The organism is Halorarum halophilum (assembly GCF_013401515.1).
Taxonomy (GTDB): Archaea; Halobacteriota; Halobacteria; order Halobacteriales; family Haloferacaceae; genus Halorarum; species Halorarum halophilum.
Window position 1 is genome coordinate 3,101,833 of the sequence record NZ_CP058529.1, and the last position, 26,012, is coordinate 3,127,844.

At 67.5% G+C, this 26,012-nt stretch carries 21 protein-coding genes; 11 read left to right on the forward strand and 10 right to left on the reverse strand.

Translation table 11 applies throughout. From position 1 onward, the window contains the following. Nucleotides 1-17: 17 nt before the first annotated feature. From HUG10_RS15545 to HUG10_RS22040, 3 genes are all read right to left on the reverse strand, one after another. The gene (locus tag HUG10_RS15545; RefSeq protein ID WP_179170441.1) at nucleotides 18-6,524 is read right to left on the reverse strand and encodes a hypothetical protein; all 6,507 of its coding nucleotides are present in this window, start codon (nucleotides 6,522-6,524) and stop codon (nucleotides 18-20) included. 135 nt (nucleotides 6,525-6,659) lie between these two features. Next, on the reverse strand, nucleotides 6,660-7,415 hold the full coding sequence (locus HUG10_RS15550; RefSeq protein ID WP_179170442.1) for an SDR family NAD(P)-dependent oxidoreductase: 756 nt from the start codon (nucleotides 7,413-7,415) through the stop codon (nucleotides 6,660-6,662). 199 nt (nucleotides 7,416-7,614) lie between these two features. Continuing rightward, complete coding sequence (locus HUG10_RS22040; RefSeq protein WP_179170443.1) at nucleotides 7,615-8,241, reverse strand: helix-turn-helix domain-containing protein; 627 nt, start codon at nucleotides 8,239-8,241, stop codon at nucleotides 7,615-7,617. 104 nt (nucleotides 8,242-8,345) lie between these two features. Between HUG10_RS22040 and HUG10_RS15560 the strand changes: the two genes are divergently transcribed. Continuing rightward, nucleotides 8,346-8,819 (forward strand): hypothetical protein, encoded by a 474-nt coding sequence (locus HUG10_RS15560; RefSeq protein WP_218780608.1) that lies wholly within the window; start codon nucleotides 8,346-8,348, stop codon nucleotides 8,817-8,819. A gap of 152 nt (nucleotides 8,820-8,971) precedes the next feature. Further along, nucleotides 8,972-9,544 (forward strand): putative glycolipid-binding domain-containing protein, encoded by a 573-nt coding sequence (locus HUG10_RS15565; RefSeq protein ID WP_179170444.1) that lies wholly within the window; start codon nucleotides 8,972-8,974, stop codon nucleotides 9,542-9,544. Nucleotides 9,545-10,088: 544 nt separating this feature from the next. On the opposite strand, the gene HUG10_RS15570 is transcribed toward HUG10_RS15565, so the two are convergent. Both HUG10_RS15570 and HUG10_RS15575 read right to left on the reverse strand, forming a co-directional pair. Further along, complete coding sequence (locus HUG10_RS15570) at nucleotides 10,089-10,664, reverse strand: class I SAM-dependent methyltransferase (RefSeq protein WP_179170445.1); 576 nt, start codon at nucleotides 10,662-10,664, stop codon at nucleotides 10,089-10,091. A gap of 337 nt (nucleotides 10,665-11,001) precedes the next feature. Beyond that, entirely contained in the window at nucleotides 11,002-11,154 is a 153-nt protein-coding gene (locus HUG10_RS15575) for a hypothetical protein (protein ID WP_179170446.1), read from the reverse strand. 28 nt (nucleotides 11,155-11,182) lie between these two features. Here HUG10_RS15575 and HUG10_RS15580 point away from each other — a divergent pair, with 28 nt between their 5' ends. From HUG10_RS15580 to HUG10_RS15590, 3 genes are all read left to right on the forward strand, one after another. Beyond that, on the forward strand, nucleotides 11,183-11,839 hold the full coding sequence (locus HUG10_RS15580) for a helix-turn-helix domain-containing protein (RefSeq protein WP_179170447.1): 657 nt from the start codon (nucleotides 11,183-11,185) through the stop codon (nucleotides 11,837-11,839). A gap of 76 nt (nucleotides 11,840-11,915) precedes the next feature. Next, nucleotides 11,916-12,275, forward strand: a complete 360-nt coding sequence (locus HUG10_RS15585) for a group I truncated hemoglobin (protein WP_179170448.1) — start codon at nucleotides 11,916-11,918, stop codon at nucleotides 12,273-12,275. 193 nt (nucleotides 12,276-12,468) lie between these two features. Beyond that, the gene (locus HUG10_RS15590) at nucleotides 12,469-12,642 is read left to right on the forward strand and encodes a hypothetical protein (protein WP_179170449.1); all 174 of its coding nucleotides are present in this window, start codon (nucleotides 12,469-12,471) and stop codon (nucleotides 12,640-12,642) included. Nucleotides 12,643-12,741: 99 nt separating this feature from the next. On the opposite strand, the gene HUG10_RS15595 is transcribed toward HUG10_RS15590, so the two are convergent. Then, a complete protein-coding gene (locus HUG10_RS15595; RefSeq protein WP_179170450.1) occupies nucleotides 12,742-14,088 on the reverse strand; it encodes an aminotransferase family protein in 1,347 nt (448 codons plus the stop codon). 179 nt (nucleotides 14,089-14,267) lie between these two features. On the opposite strand from HUG10_RS15595, the gene HUG10_RS15600 reads away from it, so the two are divergent. The 4 genes from HUG10_RS15600 to HUG10_RS15615 all read left to right on the forward strand — a co-directional run bounded on the left by HUG10_RS15600 (nucleotide 14,268) and on the right by HUG10_RS15615 (nucleotide 19,427). Next, nucleotides 14,268-15,749: a CoA-acylating methylmalonate-semialdehyde dehydrogenase gene (locus HUG10_RS15600; protein ID WP_179170451.1), complete on the forward strand. Its 1,482-nt coding sequence runs from the start codon at nucleotides 14,268-14,270 to the stop codon at nucleotides 15,747-15,749. A gap of 50 nt (nucleotides 15,750-15,799) precedes the next feature. Then, nucleotides 15,800-17,278, forward strand: a complete 1,479-nt coding sequence (locus tag HUG10_RS15605; RefSeq protein WP_179170452.1) for an aldehyde dehydrogenase family protein — start codon at nucleotides 15,800-15,802, stop codon at nucleotides 17,276-17,278. A gap of 129 nt (nucleotides 17,279-17,407) precedes the next feature. Then, nucleotides 17,408-18,163 (forward strand): SDR family oxidoreductase, encoded by a 756-nt coding sequence (locus HUG10_RS15610; RefSeq protein ID WP_179170453.1) that lies wholly within the window; start codon nucleotides 17,408-17,410, stop codon nucleotides 18,161-18,163. Nucleotide 18,164: 1 nt separating this feature from the next. Next, entirely contained in the window at nucleotides 18,165-19,427 is a 1,263-nt protein-coding gene (locus tag HUG10_RS15615; protein ID WP_179170454.1) for an ArgE/DapE family deacylase, read from the forward strand. Between the two features lie 18 nt (nucleotides 19,428-19,445). On the opposite strand, the gene HUG10_RS15620 is transcribed toward HUG10_RS15615, so the two are convergent. From HUG10_RS15620 to HUG10_RS15635, 4 genes are all read right to left on the reverse strand, one after another. After that, on the reverse strand, nucleotides 19,446-20,687 hold the full coding sequence (locus tag HUG10_RS15620) for a Zn-dependent hydrolase (RefSeq protein ID WP_179170455.1): 1,242 nt from the start codon (nucleotides 20,685-20,687) through the stop codon (nucleotides 19,446-19,448). A 251-nt stretch (nucleotides 20,688-20,938) separates the two neighbouring features. Continuing rightward, nucleotides 20,939-22,378 (reverse strand): sodium:solute symporter family protein, encoded by a 1,440-nt coding sequence (locus HUG10_RS15625; protein ID WP_179170456.1) that lies wholly within the window; start codon nucleotides 22,376-22,378, stop codon nucleotides 20,939-20,941. Further along, nucleotides 22,365-22,571 carry a hypothetical protein gene (locus HUG10_RS15630; RefSeq protein WP_179170457.1) on the reverse strand — a complete coding sequence of 69 codons (207 nt, stop codon included), beginning with the start codon at nucleotides 22,569-22,571 and terminating at the stop codon, nucleotides 22,365-22,367. The genes HUG10_RS15625 and HUG10_RS15630 overlap by 14 nt, the downstream gene beginning before the upstream one ends. Before the next feature lie 170 nt (nucleotides 22,572-22,741). Next, complete coding sequence (locus HUG10_RS15635; RefSeq protein ID WP_179170458.1) at nucleotides 22,742-23,914, reverse strand: M20 family metallopeptidase; 1,173 nt, start codon at nucleotides 23,912-23,914, stop codon at nucleotides 22,742-22,744. Nucleotides 23,915-24,233: 319 nt separating this feature from the next. Between HUG10_RS15635 and HUG10_RS15640 the strand changes: the two genes are divergently transcribed. Beyond that, on the forward strand, nucleotides 24,234-24,758 hold the full coding sequence (locus HUG10_RS15640; protein ID WP_179170459.1) for an Lrp/AsnC family transcriptional regulator: 525 nt from the start codon (nucleotides 24,234-24,236) through the stop codon (nucleotides 24,756-24,758). Nucleotides 24,759-24,945: 187 nt separating this feature from the next. Next, complete coding sequence (locus HUG10_RS15645; protein ID WP_179170460.1) at nucleotides 24,946-25,974, forward strand: LLM class flavin-dependent oxidoreductase; 1,029 nt, start codon at nucleotides 24,946-24,948, stop codon at nucleotides 25,972-25,974. Nucleotides 25,975-26,012: the final 38 nt, after the last annotated feature.

A 26,012-nucleotide genomic window follows, 5' to 3' on the forward strand; every position in this document is an offset into this window, starting at 1 on the left:
TAAACGAAGGTCCATGATTATTTCATCTCCTGTGCAGTTTCATATAACGCACTGAGTTGCTCTTCGCTGAATGGAATCTGCTCGTCGTATGCATCTGACGGCCCAACACTTCGTAATTTATCACTGTCCCTAAATGGATCTGGGAGGTCGTCATCCGTGAGTTCCAGACTGTTGGGACTCACTTCGTGGACACCTCCATTGTTCTCAAGCTCCACTAGATTCGACTGGATTTGGCCGGACGCCCCAGGTTGGCCGCGGACCGACTTTGTTTCAAAGATATATTTAACTCCGCCATTGTCTCCGAGGACCATGTGATCGAATTCGTATTCTTCTCCTGTCGCAGTTCTCACGATGATTCCCTTGTTCTCGCCGAAAGGAACAAGGTTCCCTTCTGCACGGTATTTAGCCAAAACAGTTTCTTGGGCTATAATTTCTGCCATATCTCCTCGATTTTTACCGACGGTTTTCCCGGACCTCACATAGATACTCAGTCCTCTTGCGTGTTCCCGTAGGCTAAGCCCCTGAGAGTCCAGCTCATTGATCCGCCCAGCGGAAATATGCTCGGCCATCCAGACGATGTCCTCGCTCGTCTCGGCGTCCGCGTCGGCGATGGCTTCGTAGAGGTCACGCTTCGTCCTCGGGTCGAGTCCATCAACGGTCTCAGCAAACGCTTCGTGATCGTCGGCGTGTCGGGCATAGTTCGTCCGAAGGTCCTCCAGTTCCGCCTCGGAGAGCCCACAGTCCCTCGGTGTGAACGTGCTGTACCCGCCCGATGCAGGGACGGAACACCGCGTGCCGAGGTTCAGCAGGTCGCGCCGCGTCTCGGAATCCATACGATTGAGCGTCCGGACGCCGTCCTGCCCGGTCGTCTGGAGGTACACCCGAAGCGCCTGCTGTTCGGTGGTGGTGAGGTCAGTCCCGTCGACGTCCACCTGCCGGCTCAACTGCCAGACCTGCACCTTCGAGCCAACGGTCTTCGCCCCGCGAACCGTCCCGGACCCGACGCGTCCGGCCCCCTCCACGAGTTTCGTGACGACGAACACCTCGGCCGCATCCTTCCGGTGTTTCAGCCCCTTCAGGGAGCGATAGGTCGTCGACCGGTCGCCGAGCACGTCGTCGATCTTCTTAGTGTATCGTGAGTTGGCGACGACCCTGCTCCCAGTTGCGGTAACGACGATTTGCGCGACTTTCCCGACGACGTACGCCTCGTACCAGCCGACCTTGTATTTCGTATACAACTCGGGGTTTTCTGCCTTGTCGTACGGGTTGTTCGTCTCTTGGAGCTCATGAATCGGGCCGAAGAACGCGTTGATCAGAATGTCCAGCAGGCCGTACTGCTCCAGGATGTCGATGATTTCCGTGACGCCCTGGAGGTACTCGACAGGGTTCTCACGGAGTGACTGATACACTTCGTAGGTCCCCTCCACACCCTGTTTGGCGCCGCGAACGGTCGACCCCCAGCTCGCAGCATACCCGGAGACCGCGCCCAGTCCCCACGCGGCAGCCGGCGTGTTGAGGCTGGGGTAGTCGTACTCCTCGACGAGGTTGCCGTAGAAGTTCGCCCGTTCGAGCGCGACCATCCGGGTCTCCGTCTGGTGCGCGTCCGTCGCGGTCACGTCCACGGTCGTCCCCGTCACCACGTCGGCGCTTGTCTCCAGGAAGCCGACCTCGAAGTACACCCGGCCGCCGATGTTCTGCGGCCGGCCGTCGAAGTCGAGTGCCTCCTGAACGTCGCCCTCCTTGATGAACCGCACCTCCGAAACGCCGCTTGGGTCCTCGGCCGAGTAGAGGATGGCGTACTCGGAGTGGAGGTCCTCCGTGCCGTACTTCGCCTGGTGGATGGTGACCGCCGGCGGCCGGTAGTCGTGCAACGTCGGGTCCGTCTCCCACCGGTGGACCTCCCGACCGTCCGTGACGCCATCGCCATCCGAGTCGGCATCGTCGGGGTTCGTGCTCAGGGCGACCTCGCGGGAGTCCGAGAGGCCGTCGTCGTCGGTGTCGGTCCGCATCGGATCGGTCCACGCGGAGCGGGATTCGAGTTCCGCGACCATCTCGTCGGCGCTCTCGGCCTGCAGGAGTGCGCGCGAGTCCTCGGCGGAAGTGGTGACGCGGTACGACTGCTGTTCGTAGGTCTCCTCGTAATCGGTGAGGCCGTCCCCGTCGCCGTCGACCGTGGTCGGGTCGCTGTCCAGCCTGGTGTACGTCCCGTAGTCGTTCTCCGCCGGCCCGTCGATCTCCCTGCCGTCCGAGAGGCCGTCGCCGTCCGTGTCCGCCGAGTACGGGTTCGTGTAGATCGTCTCGCCCGTCCCGAGGGTGAACCCGCCCGTCTCCCTCGCGTTCGTCAGCCCGTCACCGTCGCTGTCGTGCGTCGCGGAGACGGTCACGTCGCTCACGCGGAGCGTCGCACCGTTCGAGGCGGTGAATCGAACCGTGACCGTGTCGCCGCCGACCTTCGAGAGGTCGACCTCCCGCGTGACCGTCCCGCTGGTGCCGCTGTCGAGTTGGAACAGTTCCCGGTCGCCGCCGGTCGTCTCGACGACCGCCGCCGCGTCCGACGTACTGTCCGCCGTGGCGTCGCCCTCGACCGTGACGCTGACCGTCGCGTCGGCCGCGTCGTCCTCGAAGGTGACGCCGCGTTCGAGCGTCGAGGTCGTCCCGCTCGACGACGAGGTGGCTACACTCCCCGAGAGCGAGACGATGCAGCCGCCGGTGTAACAGCGGTCGTCATCGTCGTCGTCGCCGTCGTCGCCATCGTCGCCATCGTCACCGCCGTCATCACCGTCATCGCCATCGTCACCACCGCTTCCCCCGTCGTCGACGCTCGGCGCGTCCGACTCCACGACGGCGTCGGTGCCGTCGGTGGAGACGTCGCCGATCGCGGTCCAGTCGTCGAGATCGGAGAACCCGCCGTCGATGATCCTCCGTTCCTGATCGTCGCCCGACCCGCCGGAGCCGGAGTCACTCGACCCGCCGGAGTCGTCCCCGGTCGAGAACTGCGTCGGGTACCACTGCCCGTCGAACACGATGTAGATCGAGAAGTGCGGCGTCGTCGCGCTGACCGTGTCGTTCGCCGCGTCGACCGTCGACGGGACCTCCTCGAACGTCTGGGCGTCCGGCTTCCACCGGAACACCGCCAGGTCGGACTCGCCGCTCACGGTCGACTCGTCGTACGACAGCGTGAGCGTCGCCTCGTCGAACTCCCGCCCGGCCGTGAAGTCGAGCGGCTTCGAGGCCGCGACGGACGCGACGGCGTCGCTCGTGACCATCGCGTCCGTACTGTTCCGTACGGTGACCGACTCCGCCACGTTCCCCTGACCCGTGATCGACACCGAGGCGCCGACTGACTCGTTCGTTGTGGTCGTGGTGAACGTCTCCTCACCGTCGGGGACGTCGTCGTCGTCCGTGTCCCCGACGAGCGGGTCGGTCCCGAGCTCGAGTTCCTCGTCGTCACGGAGCCCGTCGTCGTCGGTGTCCGGCGAGCGCGGGTCCGTCCCGTGCTCGGCCAGTTCGACGGAGTCGTTCAGCGTGTCGAAGTCCGTGTCGGTCGCGGTCGGGTCCGTTCCCGCACGCTCCTCGGCTGCGGTTTCGAGGCCGTCGCCGTCGCCGTCCTCCCTGGCGTCCCCGACGCCGTCACCGTCGCTGTCCTCGCTGAGTGGGTCGAGCACCGAGAAGCGGACTTCGAAGCCGTCGGTGACGCCGTCGCCGTCCGTATCGTCGTCGAACGGGTCCGTGCCGAACACCTCCTCGTAGTGCGACTCGACCTGGTCGGCGTCGAAGTCCTCGAGCCCGTCCGGAACATCGTTCGCCGATTCGTCGGCGTTCGTGACCGCGGAATCGCTGACGTTCGAGAGCGGGTCAGTCTTCGTCGTTCGGACCTCGTACGCGTCCGTGAGGCCGTCCCCGTCCGTGTCGGCGAGCAGCGGGTCCGTGTCGAGTTCCTGCTCGCGGGCGTTGGTCAGCGAATCGTTCTCCAGGTCCTCGGCATCGTCGGTGATGCCGTCGTCGCCCTCGCTCGCGTTCGTCCCCGCACTGTCACTGTCGACCGCGAGCGGCGAGGTGAGCGACCGCTCCACCTCGAAGGCGTCCGTCAGCGTATCGCCGTCCGTGTCGGGGTCGACTGGACTCGTGCCCGCTGCCTGTTCGTCGATGTTGACCAGCCCGTCGCCGTCCGGGTCCTCCACCGCATCGAGCGTGCCGTCCCCGTCGGTGTCGTTCGTGAGCGGGGACAGCGTGTCGTAGGCCTGCTCGAAGCCGTCGCGGAGCCCATCGTCGTCCGTGTCCGGGTCGAACGGATCGGTCTCGGCTGCGAACTCCATCGCGTTCGCGAGCCCGTCGCCGTCGAAGTCCTCGCTCCCGTCGACGACGCCGTCACCGGCCTCGTCCGGAACCGTCCTCCCGGTGTCGCTGTCGGGAACGAGCGGGTTCGTCTTCGTCGTGTCTACCTCGTAGTAGTCGGTGAGGTTGTCCGCGTCCGTGTCGGGGTCGAGCGGGAGCGTCCCGTACCGCTGTTCGCCGACGTTCACGAGCCCCTCGTCGTCGGGGTCCTCCCGCCCGTCGGGGACGCCGTCGCCGTCCGTGTCCCTGCGGAGCGGATCGACCGTCGCGAAGCGATGCTCGAAGAGGTCCGTCAGGGTGTCGTCGTCCGTATCCGCGTCGAACGGGTCGGTCGAGACGTTCTGCTCGATCCGGGTCGCCAGCGCGTCCCCGTCGAAGTCCTCCGCCCCGTCGCGGACGCCGTCGTCGGCTTCCGAACGGTTCGTCCGCGTCGAGTCGCTGTCGACGTCGGTCGGATCGGTTCGCGTCGTCCCCACCTCATAGGCGTCCGTCAGGAAATCGTCGTCAGTGTCGGCGTCGGTGGGAACCGTCCCGTTCGACTGTTCGTGGAGGTTGACGAGCGTCTCGCCGTCCGGGTCCTCCCAGGTGTCGAGGGTGCCGTCCCCGTCCGTATCGTTCGTCGTGGGGTCGATCGTGTCGTACGCGTGCTCGAACGCGTCTCGCAGCCGGTCGTCGTCCGTGTCCGGGTCGAACGGATCGGTCGAGACGTTCTGCTCCAATGCTGTGGCGAGCGTATCGTTCTCGAAGTCCTCCGCGCCGTCGGACACCCCGTCCCCGGACTCGTTCGTCCCGGTCCGAGCGGAATCGCTGTCCGCGACGGTCGGGACCGTCAGCGTCGTGTCCACCTCGTACGCGTCGGTGAGCCGGTCGCCGTCCGTATCGACGACGTTCGGGTTCGTCCCGTGTCGCTGCTCGCGGACGTTGGTGAGCCCGTCGGGTTCGGTGTCGTCCTGTCCGTCCGGCACCCCGTCACCGTCGGTGTCCGCGGCGAGGGGGTCGAGGTGCTCGTAGGAGAGCTCGAACCAGTCGGTGAGGTCGTCGTCGTCGGTGTCGACGTCGAACGGGTCGGTTCCGGCGTGGTACTCGACGACCGTGGTGACGCGGTCGCCGTCGAAGTCCTCCGCGCCGTCGACGATTCCGTCGTCGGCCTCCGAGACGTTCGTCGTCGGCGCGTCGCTGTCCATATCGAGCGGCGACGTGCCGACGACCGACCGCTCGTAGCTGTCCGGGAGCCCGTCCGCGTCGAGCAGGAGCGTGTCGCTGCCGGTCGACGATGAGCGTTCCTCGTCACTGCCGGCGCCGTCGTTCCCGTCCCCACGGTTCCCCTTCGCCCCCCGCTCACGCGCGCCCAGGTGGGCATTCTCGTCGGTCGCGTCGACGGTGATCTCGTTGACCGGCTTGTCCAGCGTGAGCGTCGTGTTGAACCTGCCCGTCGCGAACGGCGCGGGTCCGCGCTCCAGTTTGACCCCCTTCGCGGTGCCGTCGGCGAACGTGACGGTCACCGTTCGAATCTCGAACGTCCGGACGTCGGTGACGGTCCCGTTCAGCCGGTAGGTGATCGACTCGGCGTGTCGGGGGTCCGCACGCGTGGTGATCGAGACGCGGGGGGTAACCGCCCGGTCCATCGTGTCGAGTGCGGTCTGGGCGTGCTGCCAGGCGCGTCGGTAGCGCTGAACGCGCGCGACTGGGGTGTCGCCGCCGTTCGCAAGTGCGGTCCGTGCTCGCGAGAGTTCCTGCTCGACGCTCGCCTCGTCGTAGGTGACGTTCGAATCGGCGGAGAGTTCGTCGTGGGCGGCTTCCGTGTCGGCGAGCGCAGTGCGCGCGAGTCGTTCGTCCGCGTCGGCGATTCCCTCGGCGACGCCCGGTGCGTCGCGCTGTGTGCGCGTGACGATCCGCCTATCGGCCGCGAACACGGAGTCGTCGACGCGGTTCGGCCCGACGTAGGCGGCGACCGTTCGATTCAGTGCGGTCAGGAGTTCCTCTTTCTGGCCCGGCTTCCCCTTCACCGTCGTGTCCTGGAGGGCGGAGAACGCTGCCTCGCGCTGTGAGAGCGAATCGATCTGGCTCGAAGAAGCGGGAACGCCCTCGCTCGGTGTAGAAGCGGGGAACGCAATTCCAACGGTCGTCGCGCTCAAAATCAGCAGGAGGGAGAAGATAATTGCAGACGTCTGCTGGTGACTGATACGCATGACTGCCGGGTTACAGATAATCTGCTATATGTATATCGATTGACTTTCAGCTGCGATATCTAGACGTCATAGGCGAGGGGGTGGGTATGGCGCCGACGAACGGGCCAGACCGCTCCCGTTGGAGTGTGATTTCTGCTACATCCCGCCTGAGACGGGTATGACCGCCCCGTTGATGTTCCCGTTCGCCTCCGAGCCCAGAAACACCACCAAATTGGCCACGTCCTCCGGCGTGGAGATGCGTCCGCTCGGCGTCCGCTCGGCGACCGCCTCGTGGACCTCCTCGGGTCGCTCCATGTTCTTCTCGGTCAGCACCATCCCAGGCATCACCACGTTCGAGAGGACGCCGTCCTCGCCGAACTCGTCGGCCAGGACCCCGGTCAGGCCGTGAAGCCCGGCCTTCGCCACCGCGTACGCCGCCATGCCGGCGGTGCCGTCCTCGGCCGACAGCGAGGAGATGGTGACGACCCGGCCCCAGCCGGCCTCACGCATCGCCGGGATCGCGGCGCGAACGGTATGGAAGACGCCGTCCTGAACCCCGTGGACGGTCCGTTCCCACTCGCCGTCGGCGAGTTCCGCCCACGGCGTGGGTCCGACGCCCGACGGGAGGGCGTTGTTGACAAGCACGTCGACGGTTCCCCAGCGGTCGATCACCGCCCCGACGGCCGCGTCGATCGAGTCCCTATCGGTCATGTCGTACCGGACGACGAATGCGTCGCCGCCAGCCTCGCGCACGCGATCAGCGGTCTCCGCCGCCCCTTTCTCGTTGGAACGATACGTGATCGCGACGCGCGCCTGTTCCCGTCCGAAGGCCACGGCCGTTGTCCGGCCGATCCCGGACGAACTACCCGTCACCAGCACGGCGCGATCCGACAGGTCCGGTGATGATGCCATCGGCTGATCTATGGTTCTATCGCCTCACGAGTGTTCGCGCGAACATGTTCCGTCGGGCACGCGTTCGCGGGGATCACGAGCGATCGAAACGCCTCACTGCGCCACCGCTCCCCCGCTGCACGAATCCCTTCAGGTAGAACGGATCGACCGAAGCCCAGTGCCCTGATTCGACCGATCGTCGTACCGGCCCGGATGCAGGCTACTCGACTAGCTCCGTGAAGAACTCCTTGACGATAGTCTCCTCGGCGCGGTGAAGCACCACGCTCGCCGTCGACTTGCTGACCCCGAGATCGTCCGCGAGGTCGGTGAGCGAGCACCCGCGCGGGGTATCGTAGTACCCCCGTTCGATCGCCGCGGTCGCGAACCGCCGCTGGCGGTCGGTCAGGAGGTTGGTCGGGTCGACCGACTGTCTGACCCAGTCGACCTGGAAGGCGAAGCCGGTGGCCTCGAGTTCGTCCCTGAACTGCGACAGCCGCTCCTGGGAGGTGGTCAGTTCACAGACCATCCACCCGTCCTCGAGGGTGTGAGGGAACTGCGGCAGGTTCCCCGACGAGAGGACGGCGCGGTACGGCGGGGGAACGAACGGAAGCGAGAACTGGACCAGTACCGTCTGCTCGTCGGCGTGCAGCACCTCGTGGGAAATCGGCGCCGGAGCCCCGCCGAAGAGGTCGTCGACTACGGTCGGGTCCGCCGTCCTCGCTTCCATGATCACGAGCAGCCCGCCGTCGTGCGGGTATGCGCTCAGGATCCGGAACTCGTCGTCAGGGTACTCGGCCGAGATCCTGAACGGCCCGCCGAGGTGGTCGCCAGGGGGCCTGAACCTCACTCGCGCGCTGGGCATATACTCCGTCTATGGGTCCCCTCCGTATTCACGTCACCTCGAACATGTTCGAGCACACAGCCATAGCGACGCCACACGTTCGATACACTATGGAACCGTCCGAACCAGGGCCACCGGAGAACGCCACGAGCCGGGGCAGAGAACCGCAGCACGACCAGGCCCGACGGGTCGCTGGTATCCCCCCGAAGCAGTTGGTGCGCGCGTTGCTCGGTGTCGAGGCCGCGTCCTTCTTCCTCGCTGCCGCGGTCCACGCGGGTGCGCTCGTCGACGGATACGCACACTACGAGGCGAGGATAGCCGAAACCGTGATCGGCGCCGTCCTGCTCGTCGGCCTGGTGACGACGTGGGTCCGTCAGCGCTCGACGTTCACCGCCGCCACGGCCGTGCAGGCGTTCGCGTTACTCGGGACGCTCGTCGGACTCTGGACGATGTTCGTCGGCGTCGGCCCCCGTACCGTCCCGGACGTCGTGTATCACGTGGTTATCGTACTCGTGCTGCTCGCTGGTATCGGAGTCGCGTGGCGTGCCCGAGGTGCCGAATCGACACAAGCGACGCCTCGGTGAACCGGGCCGCGTTTCACGGACGAGCAGGACGGTCCGAAGCTCGGTGACGGTCGGGGGCGTACTCCGGACGACTTCCGTCTCGAACCGGTCGCCTCGAACGATCCCCTCGCCTTCCGGTAGACGGTTGTTCCTGCCCGGAGTAGCGGTAGGAGATGTTCAACCACGTGTTCTGGACACCGGTCGACGAGGTCGGGCTCGAACACCTTCAGGTCGGCGAGGACCGTGCGGGGATCGCCGCGGAGGGCGTCGTCCTCGGAACGAGCAACGGGACCCCGTTCCGAATCCGCTACGAGATCGACTGCGATCGTCACTGGCGGCCGGAGCGAGTCTCCGTCGAGACGCTCGGTCCGTCAGCTACGTCGATGACGCTCCGCGCGGACGGCGACGGGACGTGGATCGACGGGCGCGGCGACGAACTCCCGGCGCTGCGGGGGGCGGTCGACGTCGACGTCTCGGCGACGCCGTTCACCAACACCCTGCCGATTCGGAGGCTGGACCTCGACCCCGGCGAGTCGGCGGACCTGACGGTCGCCTATCTGGACGTTCCGGAGCTCCGCGTCGAGGCCGACGCCCAGCGATATACCTGTCTCGACCCGGTCGATGAGAACGGCGGTCGGTATCGGTACGACGCCATCGATAGCGACTTCTCCGCCGAACTGGTGGTCGACGCGGACGGTCTCGTCGTCGAGTATCCCGGCCTGTTCGCACGCGTCGACCCCTCGTGACGTCTCGGCGCCCCCCGCACCGAGAACATGTTCGAGCGAACGCCCACTGTGCGTCCCCCCGTCGTCCTCCCATGGTCACCGTGACGCTCGACGCGGCGATGCGCGTACTGCACCTGATGACCGCCGGCGTGTGGGCCGGCTGGACCGTGTTCATGGCCACGCTGGTCGTCCCGGGGGCGCGCGACGGCCGCCTCGACGCGGACGCCCTACGGTGGTTCACGAGCCGGTTCTCGCTGTTCTCGAAGGGGGCTCCAGTCGTCATGTTCCTGACCGGGATGTACATGGTCGGGCAGGGATACACGACCGACGCCTTGCTCTCCAGTTTGCGGGGAACCCTCGTCCTGACGATGATCGGCCTCTGGCTCGTCCTATCGGCCCTGACCAACGTGTCGAGTCGGCGCCTCGCCGGCGGGCTAGAGGCGACCGGCGTCGAGCGGGCCGCGACGAACGCCGGGGCACTGTTTACCGCCGCCGGCGTCGTCGCCCTCGCGCTCCTGCTCGTGGGGGGCTGGTTGTCGGAACGCCACACCAGCAGGTCAACCGATCACTTCGTCGCGAAAGCACGGGTTCCCAGTTCCCCCTCCTCGACCCGAACGTCGTCGAATCCAGCCCGCTCGAGGAGCGGCCGCAACTCGCCCGACGACTGCCCGGCGATCGGCGTGAACCCCAAAGCAAGTCGTCCGCCGGGGTGCAGGACCCGTCGGATCTCCTGGAGCCCGGCGGCGGCGTCGGGCCACACCTGCATCGAGTTGATCGAGAACGCGGCGTTGAAGGCCGCGTCATCGAAGGGAAGGTCGTCGGCGGGACCGTATCGGAGGTCAACTCGGCCGGCGTCGACGGCCTCGGCGTTGCGCGTTCGCGCCATCTCGACCATCTCCCGCGAGTAATCGACGCCCGCCACCAGACCCTCGGGCGCGGCGTCGGCTGCCGTCTGGATGCCGATTCCCGGCCCAAAGCCGACTTCGAGGACGCGGTCGGTCGGCTCGACGGCGAGTCCCGAGAGGACCCACTCGGCCATCTCGCGCTTGTCGCGCCCCGTCATCAGCCGCCCGCCGAGTCGTCCGAGGAGCCCCCGGGGTCGTCCGAACGTCCGGTACAGGAGCGCCTCCTTCAGACCCATTCCGTCCCCCCTCGATCAGGTCTCGAGCCGCCCGCCACCGGTCCCAGCGAGGCGGCGTTCGCGGTGCAGCGCTCACCGACGATGCCGGAGACTCGGACGGGCGCTGGTGCTGATTTCGCCGCGTTGAACCGCATACGCGATGGGACGCGGTCGAGGTCCGTGAGATCACCGACGAGGCTCTTCGCCCTGGGTTCCCGGAGTGGACGCGCACGCTGGATCCCATCCGACCTGTTTGGCTGGGGTCATGCTTGGGGACGTGGGTCCCGTCGGGAGTGACGAATCCCCACCCGGCGGTAGCCCGGCCCCGATGGGGGCCGCGTCCGACACGGCGGCCGCGTCACTCGATCGTCAGCGTTCGCTCCGCCTCCGCGCCGCCCACTCCGATTCGGTACTTGCCGGGGAGCACCTGCAGGTCCCCCTGCGAGAACACGTCGCCCGGGACAGTCGTCAGGGTCGGCGTCGATCGACCCTGGACTCCATGTCGGGGCACATTAGACGGTGCCGTCCGTCGCCGGCACATGGACAGGGGGATCCACGCGCAGCTCTCCGTTGACGGCGTCGAAACCTGCCCGGTCACCGCGCTGAGCGCGGAGGTCACGGTGGAGTCCATCGTCAGCGGGGGACGGGACGCGGATGAGGGGGCCATCAGTGAGGCGACGGTCACCGACCCCCACGATCGCAGTTCGGTACCCAACGAGGTCGACGCCGTGTTCGTGGACGGCTCGCGGTCAGTCTATCGGTTCGAAGCCGACGGCGACTGTCCGTGTACCCGACTCCCAGCCCACGGCTGTCCGATCCGCGACATGCACGCCGAGGCGGGGACGCTGCACGTCTCGTTCATCGTTCCGAGCGTCGAGACGGTTCGAACGATCGTCGCCGACCTCCGTTCCCGCTGCGAGACCGTCCGGGTTCGCCGACTCACGCGCTCCGCGCCCGACGACGAGCGGACGCTCGTGCTCGTCGACCGGTCCGCGTTCACCGACCGCCAGTACGAGGTGCTCCGGACGGCCCACGAGATGGGGTACTTCGAGCAGCCGAAGGAGGCCACTTCTACCGACGTCGCGGCCGCGCTCGGCATCTCGGTGGGGACCTTCAGCGAACATCTCGCGACGACCCAGTCGAAGCTGCTGGACCAGCTACTCACCAGCCGACCCGCCGCCGACGCGACCCGGTAGCAGTCGGTCACTTATAGACCCGAACGGGCTAGCGAGAGGGGGTATCCGGGGAGCGGCCGACGGTCGGCGTACGGCAATGTCCGGGACCATCTATCACGAGATCGGCGGTCGGGAAGCGGTCGAAAACGTCGTCGACGACTTCTACGACCGCGTACTGTCGGACGAGCAACTCGCCGAGTACTTCGAGGGAATGGACATGCGGGAGCTCCGAGCACACCAGGCGCAGTTCATCAGTTCGGTCGCCGGGGGGCCGACCGACTACTCCGGCGCCGACATGCGCGAGGCGCACGCGCACCTCGACATCGACGAGGAGGACTTCGACACCGTCGCGACGTATCTCGAACGGGCGCTTCGAACCAACGGCGTCGGGACGGAGAACGTCGAGGCCATTATGGCGGCGGTGGCCGACCTGAAGGAGCCGATCCTCGACCGATAGGCCCGGCGAGCGACTGAATCGAATCACTCCTCGGATCGATCGTTCCTCCCCAGTTCACTGCGCTCGTGAGTCGCGAGTCGTGCCGGGTCGACGGCCGCACTGACTCACGGTACCCAGTTCCCGTGGCCGGGCGGTTCGGCGCCGGATGCGGGGACAGTGATAAGGAAGAGACGACCCTAGAGCACCCATACAGATGGCTGGACGAATCAAACGGATCGCGCGGGGGATCGACGATGTGACGAGGAGCGTCTGGGACGACTCCAGCACCGGGGTGAAACTGGTGATCCTCGTCGTTCTCATCGTCACGGCGACCGCGATCCCGCTCGTTCCACTCGCTATCCTCGCACGGTACATCGCGAACAGGTGAGCGGGGAACGCGAGCCGATTCGATCCCACCCCCACTAAGCGAGCCAGTCGGCCAACGAGGGGTGCGACAGATTCCGGAGTGAGCGGCGCGAGAACCCGTTCACTCCTCCATGGCCTCGTCGGACACCGCGAGCGCCTCGTCGAGGACGGCGACGGCCTCGTCGACGTCCGACTCGGTGATCGTCAGCGGCGGCGCGATGATGAGCGTGTTGATCATGCTGGCCACGTAGACGCCGCGTTCGTAGGCGTCCTGCGTGACCTCGTCGACGACGGTCGTGCCGGTCGAGAGCTTGTCCTCGCGGTGACCGAAGGGGACCCGCTCGTCGGCGCGCTTCGTGAGTTCGATCCCGCGGAACAGGCCGACGCCGCGGACGTCGCCCACGCTGGGGTGGTCCTCGGCGAGTTCGTCGAGCCGGGTGCCGAGGTAGTCGCCGACCTCGCCGGCGTGCTCGACGAGGTTCTCCCGCTCGTACGTCTCGACGGCGGCGAGGCCGGCCGCAACGGTCACGGGGTGACCCGCGTAGGTGTGCCCGTGGACGAGCATGTTGTCCTCGAAGTGCTCGGCGACGTCGTCGCTGACGATTGTCGCGCCGAGGGGGGCGTACGCGCCGCTCAACCCCTTCGCCATCGTCATGATGTCGGGCGTCACGTCGAAGACGTCGCAGCCGAACCACTCCCCGGTCCGGCCGAAGCCGCTCATCACCTCGTCACAGATGAGCAGGGTGTCGTGGTCGTGGGCGATCTCCTTGAGGCGCGGGAGGTAGTCGTCGGGGGGGACGAGGATGCCGTTCGAGCCCACGATCGGCTCGACGAGCACTGCCGCGACCGTATCGCCCTCCAGCATCAACATCTCGTCGATGTACTCCACGCTCTCCATCGGGTCGAGCGTCGACCCGTAGTCGTACGGGTCGGGCGCCTTGATCGCCCCGGGGATGCCCGGTTCGGCCGGGAGCCGTCGCGGGTCGCCCGTGACGCTGATCGAGCCGTAGGTCGCACCGTGGTACGACCGATACCGGGAGACGATCTTGTGCTTCCCCGTGTAGAGGCGGGCCATCTTGATCGCGGCCTCGATGGCCTCCGTCCCGCTGGTCGAGAAGAACGTCTTCGAGAGGTCGCCGGGGGTGACGGCCGCGAGCTTCTCGCCGAGCCTGGCGCGGGCCTCGGTGGTGAACCCCGGGGCGAAGTAGGCGCCCTCCTGGGCCTGCTCGGCGATGGCGTCCGCGACGGCGTCGGCCGAGTGCCCGAGGTTCGAACACATGAGCTGGCCGGAGAGGTCGAGGTACTCGTTGCCGCGTGCGTCGGTGAAACGGACCCCCTCGGCGCCGGTCACCTCCGTCGGGCTCACCTCCTTCTGGTACGACCACGTTCCGAAGACGTACTCCCTGTCGAGACGCTCGATCTCGGTCGATGCGTCCCCTTCCGCGTCCGGTGCGTCAGCGTCTGACATACTCACGCACAGGGTTAACCCGTCCGATTCATTAATCTTTGGCAAAAATGCGTTCTCGCACAGAAATTTCCTTCCGATTAGCCATCTCGATGGACGGTGTGCTTCTGAACCTCTGTTCAGGAGAACAACGTCGAACTCGTTCCGAAGGTTTATTCCACTGGGTCGTGGTAGTTCCTCACATGACACAGCTTGCAGCGGTTTCGGAGGCTGGCGACGTCCGGAGCTACGTCGGCGGCGAGTGGCGTGAGGCGACCGGCGACGACGGACGGGACGTGATCAACCCGGCGACGGGCGAGCGGCTCGCGTACGTCCCGTTCAGCGACGCGGACGACGTCGATGCGGCGGTTCGAACGGGACGTGAGGCGTTCGAAGACTGGTCGCAACGGCCGGTCGAGGAGCGCATCCAGCCGATGTTCCGGCTCAAGACGCTCCTCGAGGAGCACCAGGAGGAGCTCGCGGAACTGCTGGTGACGGAGCACGGCAAGACGCTCGCGGAGGCGCGCGGCGAGCTCCGGCGCGGCATCGAGAACGTCGAGGTCGCGTGCGGGATCCCCTCGATGATGCAGTCGGGGAGCCTGCTGAACGCCGCGCCGGACATCGACGAGAGCGCGGTGCGCAAGCCACTCGGCGTCTTCGTCGCGGTCACGCCGTTCAACTTCCCCGGGATGATCCCGCTGTGGTTCCTCCCGTACGCCGTCGCGACGGGGAACAGCTTCGTCCTCAAACCGAGTGAGCAGGACCCGCTGGTGGCGGGGCGGCTGTTCGAACTCATCGACGAGGCGGGCTTCCCGGAGGGCGTCGTCCAGCTCGTCAACGGCGGGGTGGACACCGTCAACGCGTTCCTCGAACACGACGGCGTCGAGGGCGTCTCCTTCGTCGGCAGCACGCCCGTGGCGAAGCACATCTACGAGACCGCGGCGGCCAACGGCAAGCGCGTGCAGGCACAGGGCGGCGCGAAGAACCACATCATCGTCACCGAGACGGCGGACCTGGAGTACGCCGCCGAGAAGACCATCTCCTCGGCGTGCGCCTGCGCGGGCGAACGCTGTCTCGCCAACGACGTCGCGGTGGTCGAGGAAGGGGTCTACGACGAGTTCGTCGACCTGGTCCTCGAGGAGGCACGGGCACAGACCGTCGGGTACGGCCTGGACGAGGACACCGATATCGGCGCGCTCATCACGCCGGAACACGAGCAGAACGTCCGCAACTACATCGAACTCGGCGTCAACGAGGGGGCGGAACTGCTGCTCGACGGTCGCGACATCGACGTCGAGGGGTACGAGGACGGCAACTTCCTCGGCCCGACCATCTTCGGTGACGTCACGACCGACATGGTCATCGCCCGGGAGGAGATCTTCGGCCCGGTCCTCGCGCTCACGACCGTCGAGTCCGTCGACGACGCCATCGACGTCCTCAACCGGAGCGAGTTCGGCAACGCGGCGAGCCTCTTCACCGGGAGCGGGGCCGACGCCCGGAAGTTCCGCCACCGGACCGACGTCGGCAACCTCGGCGTGAACGTCGGGACGTCGGCGCCGATGGCGTTCTTCCACTTCGGCGGCTGGAAGGACTCGTTCTTCGGCGACCTCCACGCCCAGGGCGAGGACATGATCCAGTTCTACACGGACAAGGCGATCTACATCGAACGCTGGCCGGACGCCTAGATACGGATGCGGGCCAAACGGTTATCGGACTCCGAGCGAGCCGAGTACGCATGAGAACCGCTGACGAATACATACGGGATACGTACGACCTCTACGTCGGCGGGCGGTGGACGTCGGCAGCGGCCGGCAAGCGGTTCGCCACCGTCGACCCGGCGACCAAGGAGCCGCTCGCGGAGGTGGCGGCGGGGAAGGCTCCCGACGTCGACCGCGCGGTAGCGGCCGCCCGCGAGGCGTTCCCCGGGTGGCGCGACACGCCGCCGGACGAGCGCGGGCGGATCGTCCACCGGATCGGCCAACTCGTCCGGGAGTACCGGGACGAACTGGCCGCCGTGGAGAGCGTCGACCAGGGGAAGCCGCGCTCCCAGGCGGAGAGCGACATCGAGGGAGCGGCCCGCTACTTCGAGTACTACGCGGGCGCGGCCGACAAACTCGAGGGGACGACCGTGCCGGTCGGCCCCGACCAGCTCGACTACACCGTGCGGGAACCGTACGGCGTCAGCGCACAGATCACGCCGTGGAACTTCCCCGCGAACCTCTTCGCCCGCGGCGTCGCGCCGGCGCTCGTCGCCGGGAACGCGACCGTCGTCAAGCCGGCGGAGCAGACCCCGCTCTCGACGCTCCGACTCGCGGAGCTGTGCGCGGAGGCGGGCGTCCCGGACGGCGTCGTCAACGTGGTCACGGGGTTCGGCGACGAGGCCGGCGCGGCGCTCTCCTCGCACCCCGGCGTCGATACGATCACGTTCACCGGGAGCGTGCCGACCGGTCAGGCCATCATGAAGCGGGCCGCGGACAACGTCGTCCCGGTCACGCTCGAACTCGGCGGCAAGAACCCCGCCGTCGTGTTCCCCGACGCGGACCTCGACGCGGCAGCGAACTGGATCGCCAGGGCGATCTTCACGAACGCCGGGCAAGTGTGCTCGGCCGCCGACCGCGTCGTCGTCCACGAGGGGGTCCACGACGAACTGGTCGAGCGCCTCGTCGACCGCGCCGAGCGGTACGACCTCGGGCAGGGAACCGACGATCCGGGAATGGGCCCGCTCGCCTCCGCTGACCAGCTCGAGCGGGTGACGCGCTACATCGACCTCGGCCGCGAGGAGGGAGCGACGCTCGCCACCGGCGGGCGGGCGCTCGACCGCGAGGGGTACTTCGTCGAGCCGACGGTGTTCACCGGCGTCGACACCGACATGCGCATCGCACAGGAGGAGATCTTCGGCCCGGTCCTCGCCGTCATCCCCGTCGCGGACGAGGCGGAGGCGCTCGCCGTGGCAAACGACGTCGAGTACGGCCTCGTCGGTGGCGTCTTCACGGCCGACGTCACGCGGGCCCACCGGTTCGCCCGACGGCTCGAAGCGGGCAACGTCTACGTCAACAAGTGGTTCGGCGACACGAACCAGACCCCGTTCGGCGGGTACAAGCGGAGCGGCATCGGCCGGGAGAAGGGGCTGGAGGCGCTCGACTCGTACCTCCAGACGAAGAACGTCGCCGTGAACCTCGCGGACGACGACGGGACGGACCTCCCCGGCGCCTGAGCGCGCGGCGTCGAGCCGGACGGATCCTGTTGGTCGAAACGACGCATCCGTTGGCATTTGTCCCGCTGGCTCGGCGCTCAGTCGAACGTTGTCCGGTGCTTTGATGGCGCAACGTGCCGACAGTCGATTATGGTACTGCGTGACAAAGCGACGGTCGTCACGGGCGCGGGGTCGGGAATGGGCCGGGCGACCGCCCGCCTGTTCGCGGAGCGTGGCGCTCGGGTCGCCGTCGTCGACCTCGACGGCGACGCCGCGGCCGAGACGGCCGCGACCATCGAAGCCGACGACGGCGACGGAGCGGCCGTCCCGGTGACCGCGGACGTCTCCGACCCCGAGGACGTGGCGTCGTTCGTCGAGCGCACAGTCGAGGAGTTCGGGCGCATCGACGTCCTCCACAACAACGCGGGGGTTCCCCAGGAGTCGACGCCGGTCGAGGACGTGACCGAACGGACGTGGGACCGCATCCAGGACGTGAACCTGAAGAGCGCCTTTCTCGGGGCCAAGTACGCCGTCCCGCACATGCGCGAGGGGGGCGGGGGCGTCATCCTCAACACCGCGTCGACGGCGGGCATCCGACCGCGGACGGGCCTCTCGGCGTACGCCGCCTCCAAGGGTGGGATGATCACCCTCACGAAGCAGTTGGCCCACGAACTCGCCGCGGACGGCATCCGGGTCAACGCCATCTGCCCGGTCGCGACCGACACCGACATGCTCCCCGAGTTCGCCGGCGGCGACCTGAGCGTCGACGGGATGGCCGAGACCATCCCGCTGGGTCGGCTGGCCGAACCGGGGGACATCGCCAGTGCGGCCGCATTCCTCGCCAGCGAGGAGGCGTCGATGGTGACCGGAACCGCCCTCGAAGTCGACGGGGGGCGGGACATCTAGCATGGTCGCCAAACGGGACATCTACGACGCGGTCGACGACCGGACCGACGGGATGGTCACGTTCCTCCGGGAGTTCGTCGCCATCGAGACGGAGAACCCGCCGGGGCGGAACTACCGGGCGGGCGCTCGGTTCCTCGCCGACGAGTTGGCCGACCGGGGCTACGACGTCGAGACGGTCGACGTCCCCGAGGCCGTCGTCGCGGAGCACTACCCGGAGCGAACCGACCACGAGCGTGTGAACGTGCTGGGCCGGAAGGCGGGCGAGCAGGAGGGTCCGGACGTCCACTTCACGGGCCACTTCGACGTCGTCCCCGCCGGGGAAGACTGGAGCACCGACCCATACGACCCCGTCGTCGAGGACGGCCGCATTTACGGCCGAGGTGCCAGCGATATGAAGTCCGGCATCGCGGCCAGCCTCCTCGCGGTCGACGCGCTCGAGGCGGCGGGCGCCAACCTCCGCGGGTCGATCACCCAGAGCATGACCGTCGACGAGGAGACCGGCGGGTTCACCGGCCTGGGCTATCTCGTCTCCGAGGGGTACGTCGCCCCTGAGAACACCGACTACTGCGTCTACACGGAGTGTTTCGACTCCTCCCGCATCTGTCTCGGCCACCGGGGGGTCCTGAAGTTCCACGTCACCGCCCGCGGCGAGAAGGCCCACGGCTGTATGGCCCACGACGGCGCGAACGCCCTCATGGCGATGAACGACTTCCTCGGCCGCGTCGACGAGTACGAGGACGACCTCCACGACCGGACGACTGACCTGCCGGTCACGCCCCCGGAGTCGAGGCGCGCGGACATCTCGGCGACGATGGTCGACGCCGGCTACTCCGAGAACGTCGTCCCCGACCGGTGTCGGGCGACGTTCTATCGCGTGCTCGTCCCCGGCGAGACCGTCGAGAGCGCCCGCGAGGAGGTCCACGCCCTGATGGCCGACGCGGAAGCCGCGACCGGTCGGCCGTTCGAGTACGACGAGATCATGTTCGCCGAGCCGACGAGCGTCCCGGCGGACTGCACGGTGGGCCGGACGTACACGGAGAACATCCTGGAGTTCTACGACGAGACCGACCCCGTCGTCTCGCCGGGGTCGGACGACCAGCGGTTCGTCGTCAACGACGCGGGCATCGAGGAGTGCATCGTCTACGGCCCCGGACTGCTCGACCAGGCCCACGTCGTTGACGAACACGTGCCGGTCGAGGAGGTCGTGACGGCAGCGAAGGTGATGGCCGCCTCGACGGCCGACCTGATGGGCATCACCGAGTAGACGACGGGATCCGCCCGTTCACTTCTCGGTCCCCGTCGCACGCTCGAGCGCCGCGTTCGCGAGGACGGTCGCCGCCTCGTAGCAGTCGTCCCAGCTCGTGAACTCCGCCGGCGAGTGGCTCTTGCCGCCCTCGCTCGCGGCGAACACCATGCCGGTGTCACAGACCGACGCGAGGTGGGTCGCGTCGTGGCCCGCGCCGCTGACGAGGTCGAGGTGTCGGCAGTCGCGGGCGTCCGCGGCACGGCGAACGGCGTCGACGGTGCGGTCGGGGAACGTGATCGCCGGCGCGCGCATGCGCTCCTCGGTCTCGACGTCGGCGCCCTCACGCGCGGCCGCGTGGTCGGCCTCCGCGAGCACCCGTCGGTACGCCCGCTCGACGGTCTCGTCGTCGGGGTCGCGGAAGCCCCACGTCACCGTCACCTCCTCGGGGATGACGTTGATGGAGTTGGGTTCGGCGTCGATGTAGCCGACCGTCCCGACCGTCCGCTCGCCGAGCGTTCCGGGGATGCGGCGAACCGCCGTGATGAGGTCGGCGGCGGCCACGAGGGCGTCGCTGCGGTGGTGCATCGGCGTCGGGCCGGAGTGGTCGGCCTCGCCGCGGAAGGTGACCGCGCCCCACGTGAACCCGACGATGCCAGTGACGACGCCCACGGCCGCGCCGGCCTCCGCGAGCGTCGGCCCCTGTTCGACGTGGAGCTCGAGGTAGGCGTCGTACTCGGTGGCGGGTTCCGCCGGGACGTCCCCGCGGTAGCCGATCTCGTCGAGCGCGGCGCCGAGCGCGACCCCGTCGTCGTCGGTCTTCGCGTACTCGACGTCGATGTCGTGGGAACCGGCCCACACGCCGCTGCCCTGCATCGCCGGCTGGAAGCGCGATCCCTCCTCGTTCGTCCAGTTGACGATCTCGACGGGGCGAGCCGTCTCGATGCCCTCGTCGTCGAGCGTGCGGACGAACTCCAGGGCCGCGATCACGCCGAGTGCCCCGTCGTAGATGCCGCCGTTTGGCTGGGAGTCAAGGTGTGAACCGACGAGGACCGGAGCGGCGTCGGGATCGGTCCCCGCCCGCCGGCCGAAGACGTTCCCGAACTCGTCGACGCGGACCGTGAGGTCGGCCGCCCGGAGCCGGGCGACGAACCAGTCCCGGATCTCCCGGTCGGCCTCGGTCAGCGCCAGCCGGTGGAGCCCGCCGTCCTCGGTGGCGCCGTACGTCGCCTGTTCCTCCATCGTCGCGACGAGGCGTTCACGGTCGAGGCGGAGCATCACACGACGCCTCCCAGTTGGTCGGCGTGGGTGGTCCGGCCGGGTGGACCGTGGGTTCCATCCGACTGCTGGTCCGTACGGTCGACGAGGACGCTCGTGTCGGGTCGAGGACGCTCCCGTAAGCTCGTGCTGGGGAACTGCAGTACCCTCTCCCCGGAGACGCCGGGTACAGCAGCGATGCTCCGTTCGGTCGCCGTTTCCCGTCCGTGGGCGTGTCGAAGTTCAGTCACTGTGAAATCGGGGGTCGGGTGCGGTCAGTCGCCCGCCATCGCGCCGCCCTTCGGTTCGCTCCCCCCGAGGAGCATGTGGCCGACGACGAGCACGAGCGTCGCCGCGCCGACGCCGATGAACGTCGACGGGATGCCGAACAGCCCGCCCGTTATCTCGGTCGCGACGCCGAGGATCGCGCCGGTGACGACGGACGCGAGGATCGCCCGTCCGCTCAGGCCGACCCAGTAGAGCCCCAGGTACACCGGGATGAGGAACGCGCTCGTCAGCAGGACCGCCCGGAAGTTGTAGAGCTCGATGATGGTGCCCGGCGGATTGACCGCCGCCGCGGTGGCCGTGATACCGAAGACGATGGTCGCGACCCGCGAGACCTTCAGCTGTGAGTCGTCGCTGGAGTCGGGCCGGAAGTAGCTGTAGATGTCGCGCGCCGTGGTGATCCCGGTCGAGTGCAGGCGCGTGTCCGTCGTCGAGAGGATGGCGCTCATGACCGCGAGGATGATGATGACGCCGACGCCCGAGGGGACGTAGTTGGTGATGAGTGCGGGGAACGCGGCGTCCTGCGTCTGGACGGCCATCCCGTTCGAGTCGAGCGCGACCGTCGTCGCCCCGCCGAGGATGACGAGCGCCGAGTAGAACACCGACAGGATGACGCCCGCTGCAGCGAGGTGGATCTTCGCCGCCCTGACGTTCTTGGTCGCGGCGATCCGGACGATGTTGTTCTGCTCGGTGAAGATCGTCCCGAAGAAGGCGACGATCGTCGCGATGATGCCGATGGCGGTGTACGCGCCCTGGCCCGTCGGGTGCACGTTCGCGGCGTTCAGCGAGGCGAACTGCTGATTGATGCTCGTGAGCCCGCCGAGGTCGAAGATCATGTACCCGAGCGCGAGCAGCACAGCGCCGACCATCAGCGTCCCCTGCAGGAAGTCGGTCCACGCGACGCTGATGAGCCCGCCGAGCACGGTGTAGGCGATGAACACGATGCCGATGACCCACACCATGTACTCGTAGGGGACGCCGGTGATGGTGGTGACGAGGAGGCTCGCGCCGACGAGCTGCATCACGAGGTACAGCCACCCGTTGCCGAGGAGGACCGTGCCCGCGATCGGCCTGGCCACCTGGTAGCCGGTCACGCTGGCGATGATGTCCGGGAAGGTGAGCAGGTCGAGGTTCCGGACCCGATCGACCGCGAAGTACAGCGCGCTCGTCCCGAGCATCAGTCCGAAGATGGTGTGGGTCATCAGCGTGTACCCCTCGCCGTACACCGCCCCGATGAAGCCGATGACGCTGACCGCGCTCACGAAGTTGGCGACGAACGACCACGTCGCCAGCCACGGGCCCATCTCCTGGCCGAACGCCCAGAAGTCCATGACGTCGGAGGTCTGCGTGTACCCCCAGAGGCCGATCGCGAGCACGATGAGGAGGTACACGACGAACGTCCCGAGGTAGAACGGGTTAATTTCCGCCATCGATCTGCCCCCCGTCGGTCGCACGGTCCTTCGTGGAATCGCCTCCCTCCGCAGCCCGGTCCGCCGCCAGATCGTTCACGGGTTTCCCGAGGAGGACGTGGACGACCACGTAGTGCATCGCTCCCAGGCTCCCGGCGAGGAGCGTCGCGACGAACACCAGGAACATCGCGTCTGGCATGCCAAGTATTGTCATGACTGACTCTGGCTCCCACATCATCGTACCTCCTTGTAAATATGAGGGTAGTTACGATACTAATTCCTGCGAAATATTGTCCTACTAGGAAATTATCCAGGAATACTGCGCAGCTACGCACATGATAGCACATCCAAAGAAGTTCTGACAGGTGCCGGCCTGCCGACGAGTCACTCCACGTCGCCGGAGAGCACCTCCCGCGCCGCGCTCCGGAGCGCTTCGAGGCCGTCCGCTGCCGCCGACAGGTCGACGTGTTCGTCGTAGGTGTGCGCCTGCGAGAGGTCGCCCGGTCCCCACGTGATGGCCTCGATGTCGGCGTCGTTCACGAAGTTCCGGACGTCGGTCGACGCCTTGACCCCCCACGGATCCGTCGGCACGTCGGCGACGTCGGCGGAGTGTCGTCTGAACACCTCAGCCAGGGGACTGTCCTCGTCGATGGCGGCCGACTCGTACGTCCGGGTGCGCTCCCACGACACCTCGATATCGTTGTCGGCGGCGACGTCGGCGAGGAGGTCGTCGAACTCCGCGTCGATCTCCTCGACGCTCTCCTGGGGGAGGAACCGCCGGTCGACCGTGATCGTCGCCCGTTCCGGGACGACGTTCTCCTTCGTCCCCGCGTCGAACATCGTCACCGTCGCGTACGCCTGCCCGACGAGGTCGTCAGTCCGCGCCCGCACGTCGGCATCGTAGTCGGCGAGCGCGTCGAGAACCGGTCGCGCGTGTTGGATGGCGTTCTCCCCCTGGTCGGGCCGACTCGCGTGGGACGGGTCGCCGGAGACGGTGATCTCGTACCAGGCGAGCCCCTTCTCGCTCGTCGCCGTCCGCATCGAGGTCGGTTCGAGAACGACGCCGTACTCGCCGTCGTAGCCCCGTTCGAGCAGCGTCCTCGTCCCCGGTTCGGCGGTCTCCTCGCCGATGGCGGCGTGAAAGACGATCGATCCCGGGAGGTCGCCCGACTCGATCTCGTCGGCGAGCTCCGCCGTCGTCAGCATCGCGATCGCGACCCCCGTCTTCATGTCCACGCTGCCGCGGCCGTATAGGCTGCCGTCCGCCACCTCGGCGCCGTACGGCTCGTGGGTCCACTCGTCGAGGTCCCCCGCGGGCACGACGTCGATATGGCCGTTCAGGACGAGCGTCGGGTCGCCCGTCCCGACGCGAGCGCCGACCTGCGGCCGGTCGGCGTACGGCTCCGCGACGAGCTCGGCGTCGATGCCACGCTCGTCGAACCACTCGACGATGTACTCCGAACACGCCCGTTCGTTGCCGGGGGGGTTCTCCGTCTCGATCCGTACCAGATCGCCGACGAGCGTGGTGAGCTCCTCGGCGCGGTCCGTGAGGGACATACACACGCGTACCGTCGCATCAGTGAAAAACTGTTTTGAAAGTGGTATGATATTATGCGGGAGGGCGTCGGGTAGCGGAAACGGAATCCAATAGAACGTGAGGAACTCAGAAATTCGTTCAATATCCGCGAGTTGCCGGGTCGACGAGGGCGCAACGAGGTCGCTCGGGCGATCCCCCCGGGCCGAAGTCGTGGACGGCGAGGGGAACCGATGCGGAGGAATCCCTACAGCAGTGCCTGTGTCCCGGAAAGTAGTCGAACGCGCGGCACGTTCGGTCGACAACGGCGTTTTCTTGGCGGGCGCCCTCCCATCGACAGGCATGAACGACGCACTCCGGACCGCGCCGAACCTCGACGAGACCGATCTCGCCATCCTCGAACGGGTCGAGACCGACTTCGACGTCAGCCTCGAGACGCTGGCCGAGGAGCTGGACCTCTCGAAGTCCGCGATCCACTACCGCCTGAATAAGCTCAAGGACAACGACGTCATCGAGGGGATCACCGCGGACGTCGACCCGCTCGCCTTCGGCCTGGAGATGGTCGCGATCACCGACGTCTCCGTCACCCACGAACAGGGCTACTCCGAGGACATCGGCGAGGCCCTCGCCGGCCTCGAGGGCGTCGACCAGGTGTACTACACGCTGGGCGACATCGACTTCGTCGTGATCAGCCGTGTGCAGACGCGCGAGCAACTCAACGAGCTCATCGACCGGATCGTCGCGATCGGCGGCGTCAACGAGACGTCCTCGAAGTTCGTGATGCGAGAGTTCGAAAACGAGCGGTCGGTCACCGCGAACCTCACGCCGGCGGCCCGGGAGGCGGTTCTCGAGCCGTCGACCGACTGAACATCGCCGCCTGGAGGACGGGGAACGGACGACGTCATCCTGGTCGTCCTGACCAACCCGCACCCGCTGGAAACGCGAGGAGCACAGCGGTTCGTCGCTGGTGGTCCGACGCTCGTTCGTTCACGGCCCTGTCCACGTGACCTTCGGAGAGCCCAACCGTTATCGGTCGCAGTCCCCCACGCCGGGCATGGACCTCTCTATCGTCGATCTCTCCCCGGTTCCGGACGACGGCACGGCGACCGACGCGTACGCGAACACCGTCGAAACCGCACGTCGGGCCGAGCGACTCGGCTACTCGCGGTTCTGGGTGGCCGAACACCACGGGATGGCGGACACCATCGCGGGCACGACGCCCGAAGTCCTGCTCGGGCACCTCGCCGCCGAGACCGACTCGATCCGGCTCGGGTCCGGGGCGGTGTTACTCAACCACTACAGCCCGTTCAAGGTCGCCGAGGAGTTCGGCGCGCTGGACGCGCTCGCACCCGGTCGGATCGACGCGGGCCTCGGTCGGGCGAACGGGTCGCCGGCAGCCGACCACGCCCTCGGAACGGACCGCCACGTTCAGAATCCGGACGAGGACCACGCCGAGAAGATCGAGGCCGTCGTCGCTCACCTCTACGACGAGTACCCCGACGAGCACGCCTACAGCGACCTGACGATCCCACGCTCGGGCGAGGACCGACCCGTTCCATGGGTGCTCGGGTCGAGTCCATCGAGCGCGGCCATCGCGGGCGAACTCGGGTTGCGGTACTGTTTCGCGGCGTTCATCCGCCCGCAACTGGCCACGCGTGCGCTCGAGGCGTACCGCGAGCACTTCCAGCCGTCGCGGCTGGCCGGCAGCAGCGACGAGCCACGGGGGGTGGTCGCGGTGAACGCGGTCTGTGCGGGGACCGACCAGGAGGCGGCGCGGCAACGATCGGTGGCCGAGGCGACGTACGCGCGGATGCGACGCGGCGTCGTCGGCACCAGGCCGTCGGTCGACGAGGCCATCGACGAACTCGGCGGTGCCCCCGAGCCGACGCCTGCGACACTCGATGCCGACGAGTGGCCACGATCGATCTCCGGGAGTCCGGAGACGCTCGCCGACCTGCTCGCACAACTCGCGGGTCGCGTCGGCGTCGACGAGGTGATGATCCAGCACACCGTCGCCGATCACGACGACGCGCTCCGATCGCACGAACTACTGGCCGACGCCGTCGGCCTCGATCCTCGCTGACGGCGGTTTGCAGTCGGACGACGGGTGAGTATCCGACC

Excerpts from the sequence above, each read along its gene's own strand:
- HUG10_RS15615 (WP_179170454.1), top strand. The coding sequence starts at position 18,165 with ATGGTCGCCAAACGGGACATCTACGACGCGGTCGACGACCGGACCGAC.
- HUG10_RS15565 (WP_179170444.1), top strand. The coding sequence starts at position 8,972 with ATGTTCAACCACGTGTTCTGGACACCGGTCGACGAGGTCGGGCTCGAA.
- HUG10_RS15625 (WP_179170456.1), bottom strand. The coding sequence starts at position 22,378 with ATGGCGGAAATTAACCCGTTCTACCTCGGGACGTTCGTCGTGTACCTC.
- HUG10_RS15610 (WP_179170453.1), top strand. The coding sequence starts at position 17,408 with ATGGTACTGCGTGACAAAGCGACGGTCGTCACGGGCGCGGGGTCGGGA.
- HUG10_RS15550 (WP_179170442.1), bottom strand. The coding sequence starts at position 7,415 with ATGGCATCATCACCGGACCTGTCGGATCGCGCCGTGCTGGTGACGGGT.
- HUG10_RS15600 (WP_179170451.1), top strand. The coding sequence starts at position 14,268 with ATGACACAGCTTGCAGCGGTTTCGGAGGCTGGCGACGTCCGGAGCTAC.
- HUG10_RS15585 (WP_179170448.1), top strand. The coding sequence starts at position 11,916 with ATGTCCGGGACCATCTATCACGAGATCGGCGGTCGGGAAGCGGTCGAA.
- HUG10_RS15635 (WP_179170458.1), bottom strand. The coding sequence starts at position 23,914 with ATGTCCCTCACGGACCGCGCCGAGGAGCTCACCACGCTCGTCGGCGAT.
- HUG10_RS15640 (WP_179170459.1), top strand. The coding sequence starts at position 24,234 with ATGAACGACGCACTCCGGACCGCGCCGAACCTCGACGAGACCGATCTC.
- HUG10_RS15560 (WP_218780608.1), top strand. The coding sequence starts at position 8,346 with ATGGAACCGTCCGAACCAGGGCCACCGGAGAACGCCACGAGCCGGGGC.
- HUG10_RS15630 (WP_179170457.1), bottom strand. The coding sequence starts at position 22,571 with ATGACAATACTTGGCATGCCAGACGCGATGTTCCTGGTGTTCGTCGCG.
- HUG10_RS15570 (WP_179170445.1), bottom strand. The coding sequence starts at position 10,664 with ATGGGTCTGAAGGAGGCGCTCCTGTACCGGACGTTCGGACGACCCCGG.
- HUG10_RS15590 (WP_179170449.1), top strand. The coding sequence starts at position 12,469 with ATGGCTGGACGAATCAAACGGATCGCGCGGGGGATCGACGATGTGACG.
- HUG10_RS15645 (WP_179170460.1), top strand. The coding sequence starts at position 24,946 with ATGGACCTCTCTATCGTCGATCTCTCCCCGGTTCCGGACGACGGCACG.
- HUG10_RS15595 (WP_179170450.1), bottom strand. The coding sequence starts at position 14,088 with ATGTCAGACGCTGACGCACCGGACGCGGAAGGGGACGCATCGACCGAG.
- HUG10_RS15605 (WP_179170452.1), top strand. The coding sequence starts at position 15,800 with ATGAGAACCGCTGACGAATACATACGGGATACGTACGACCTCTACGTC.
- HUG10_RS15545 (WP_179170441.1), bottom strand. The coding sequence starts at position 6,524 with ATGCGTATCAGTCACCAGCAGACGTCTGCAATTATCTTCTCCCTCCTG.
- HUG10_RS15580 (WP_179170447.1), top strand. The coding sequence starts at position 11,183 with ATGGACAGGGGGATCCACGCGCAGCTCTCCGTTGACGGCGTCGAAACC.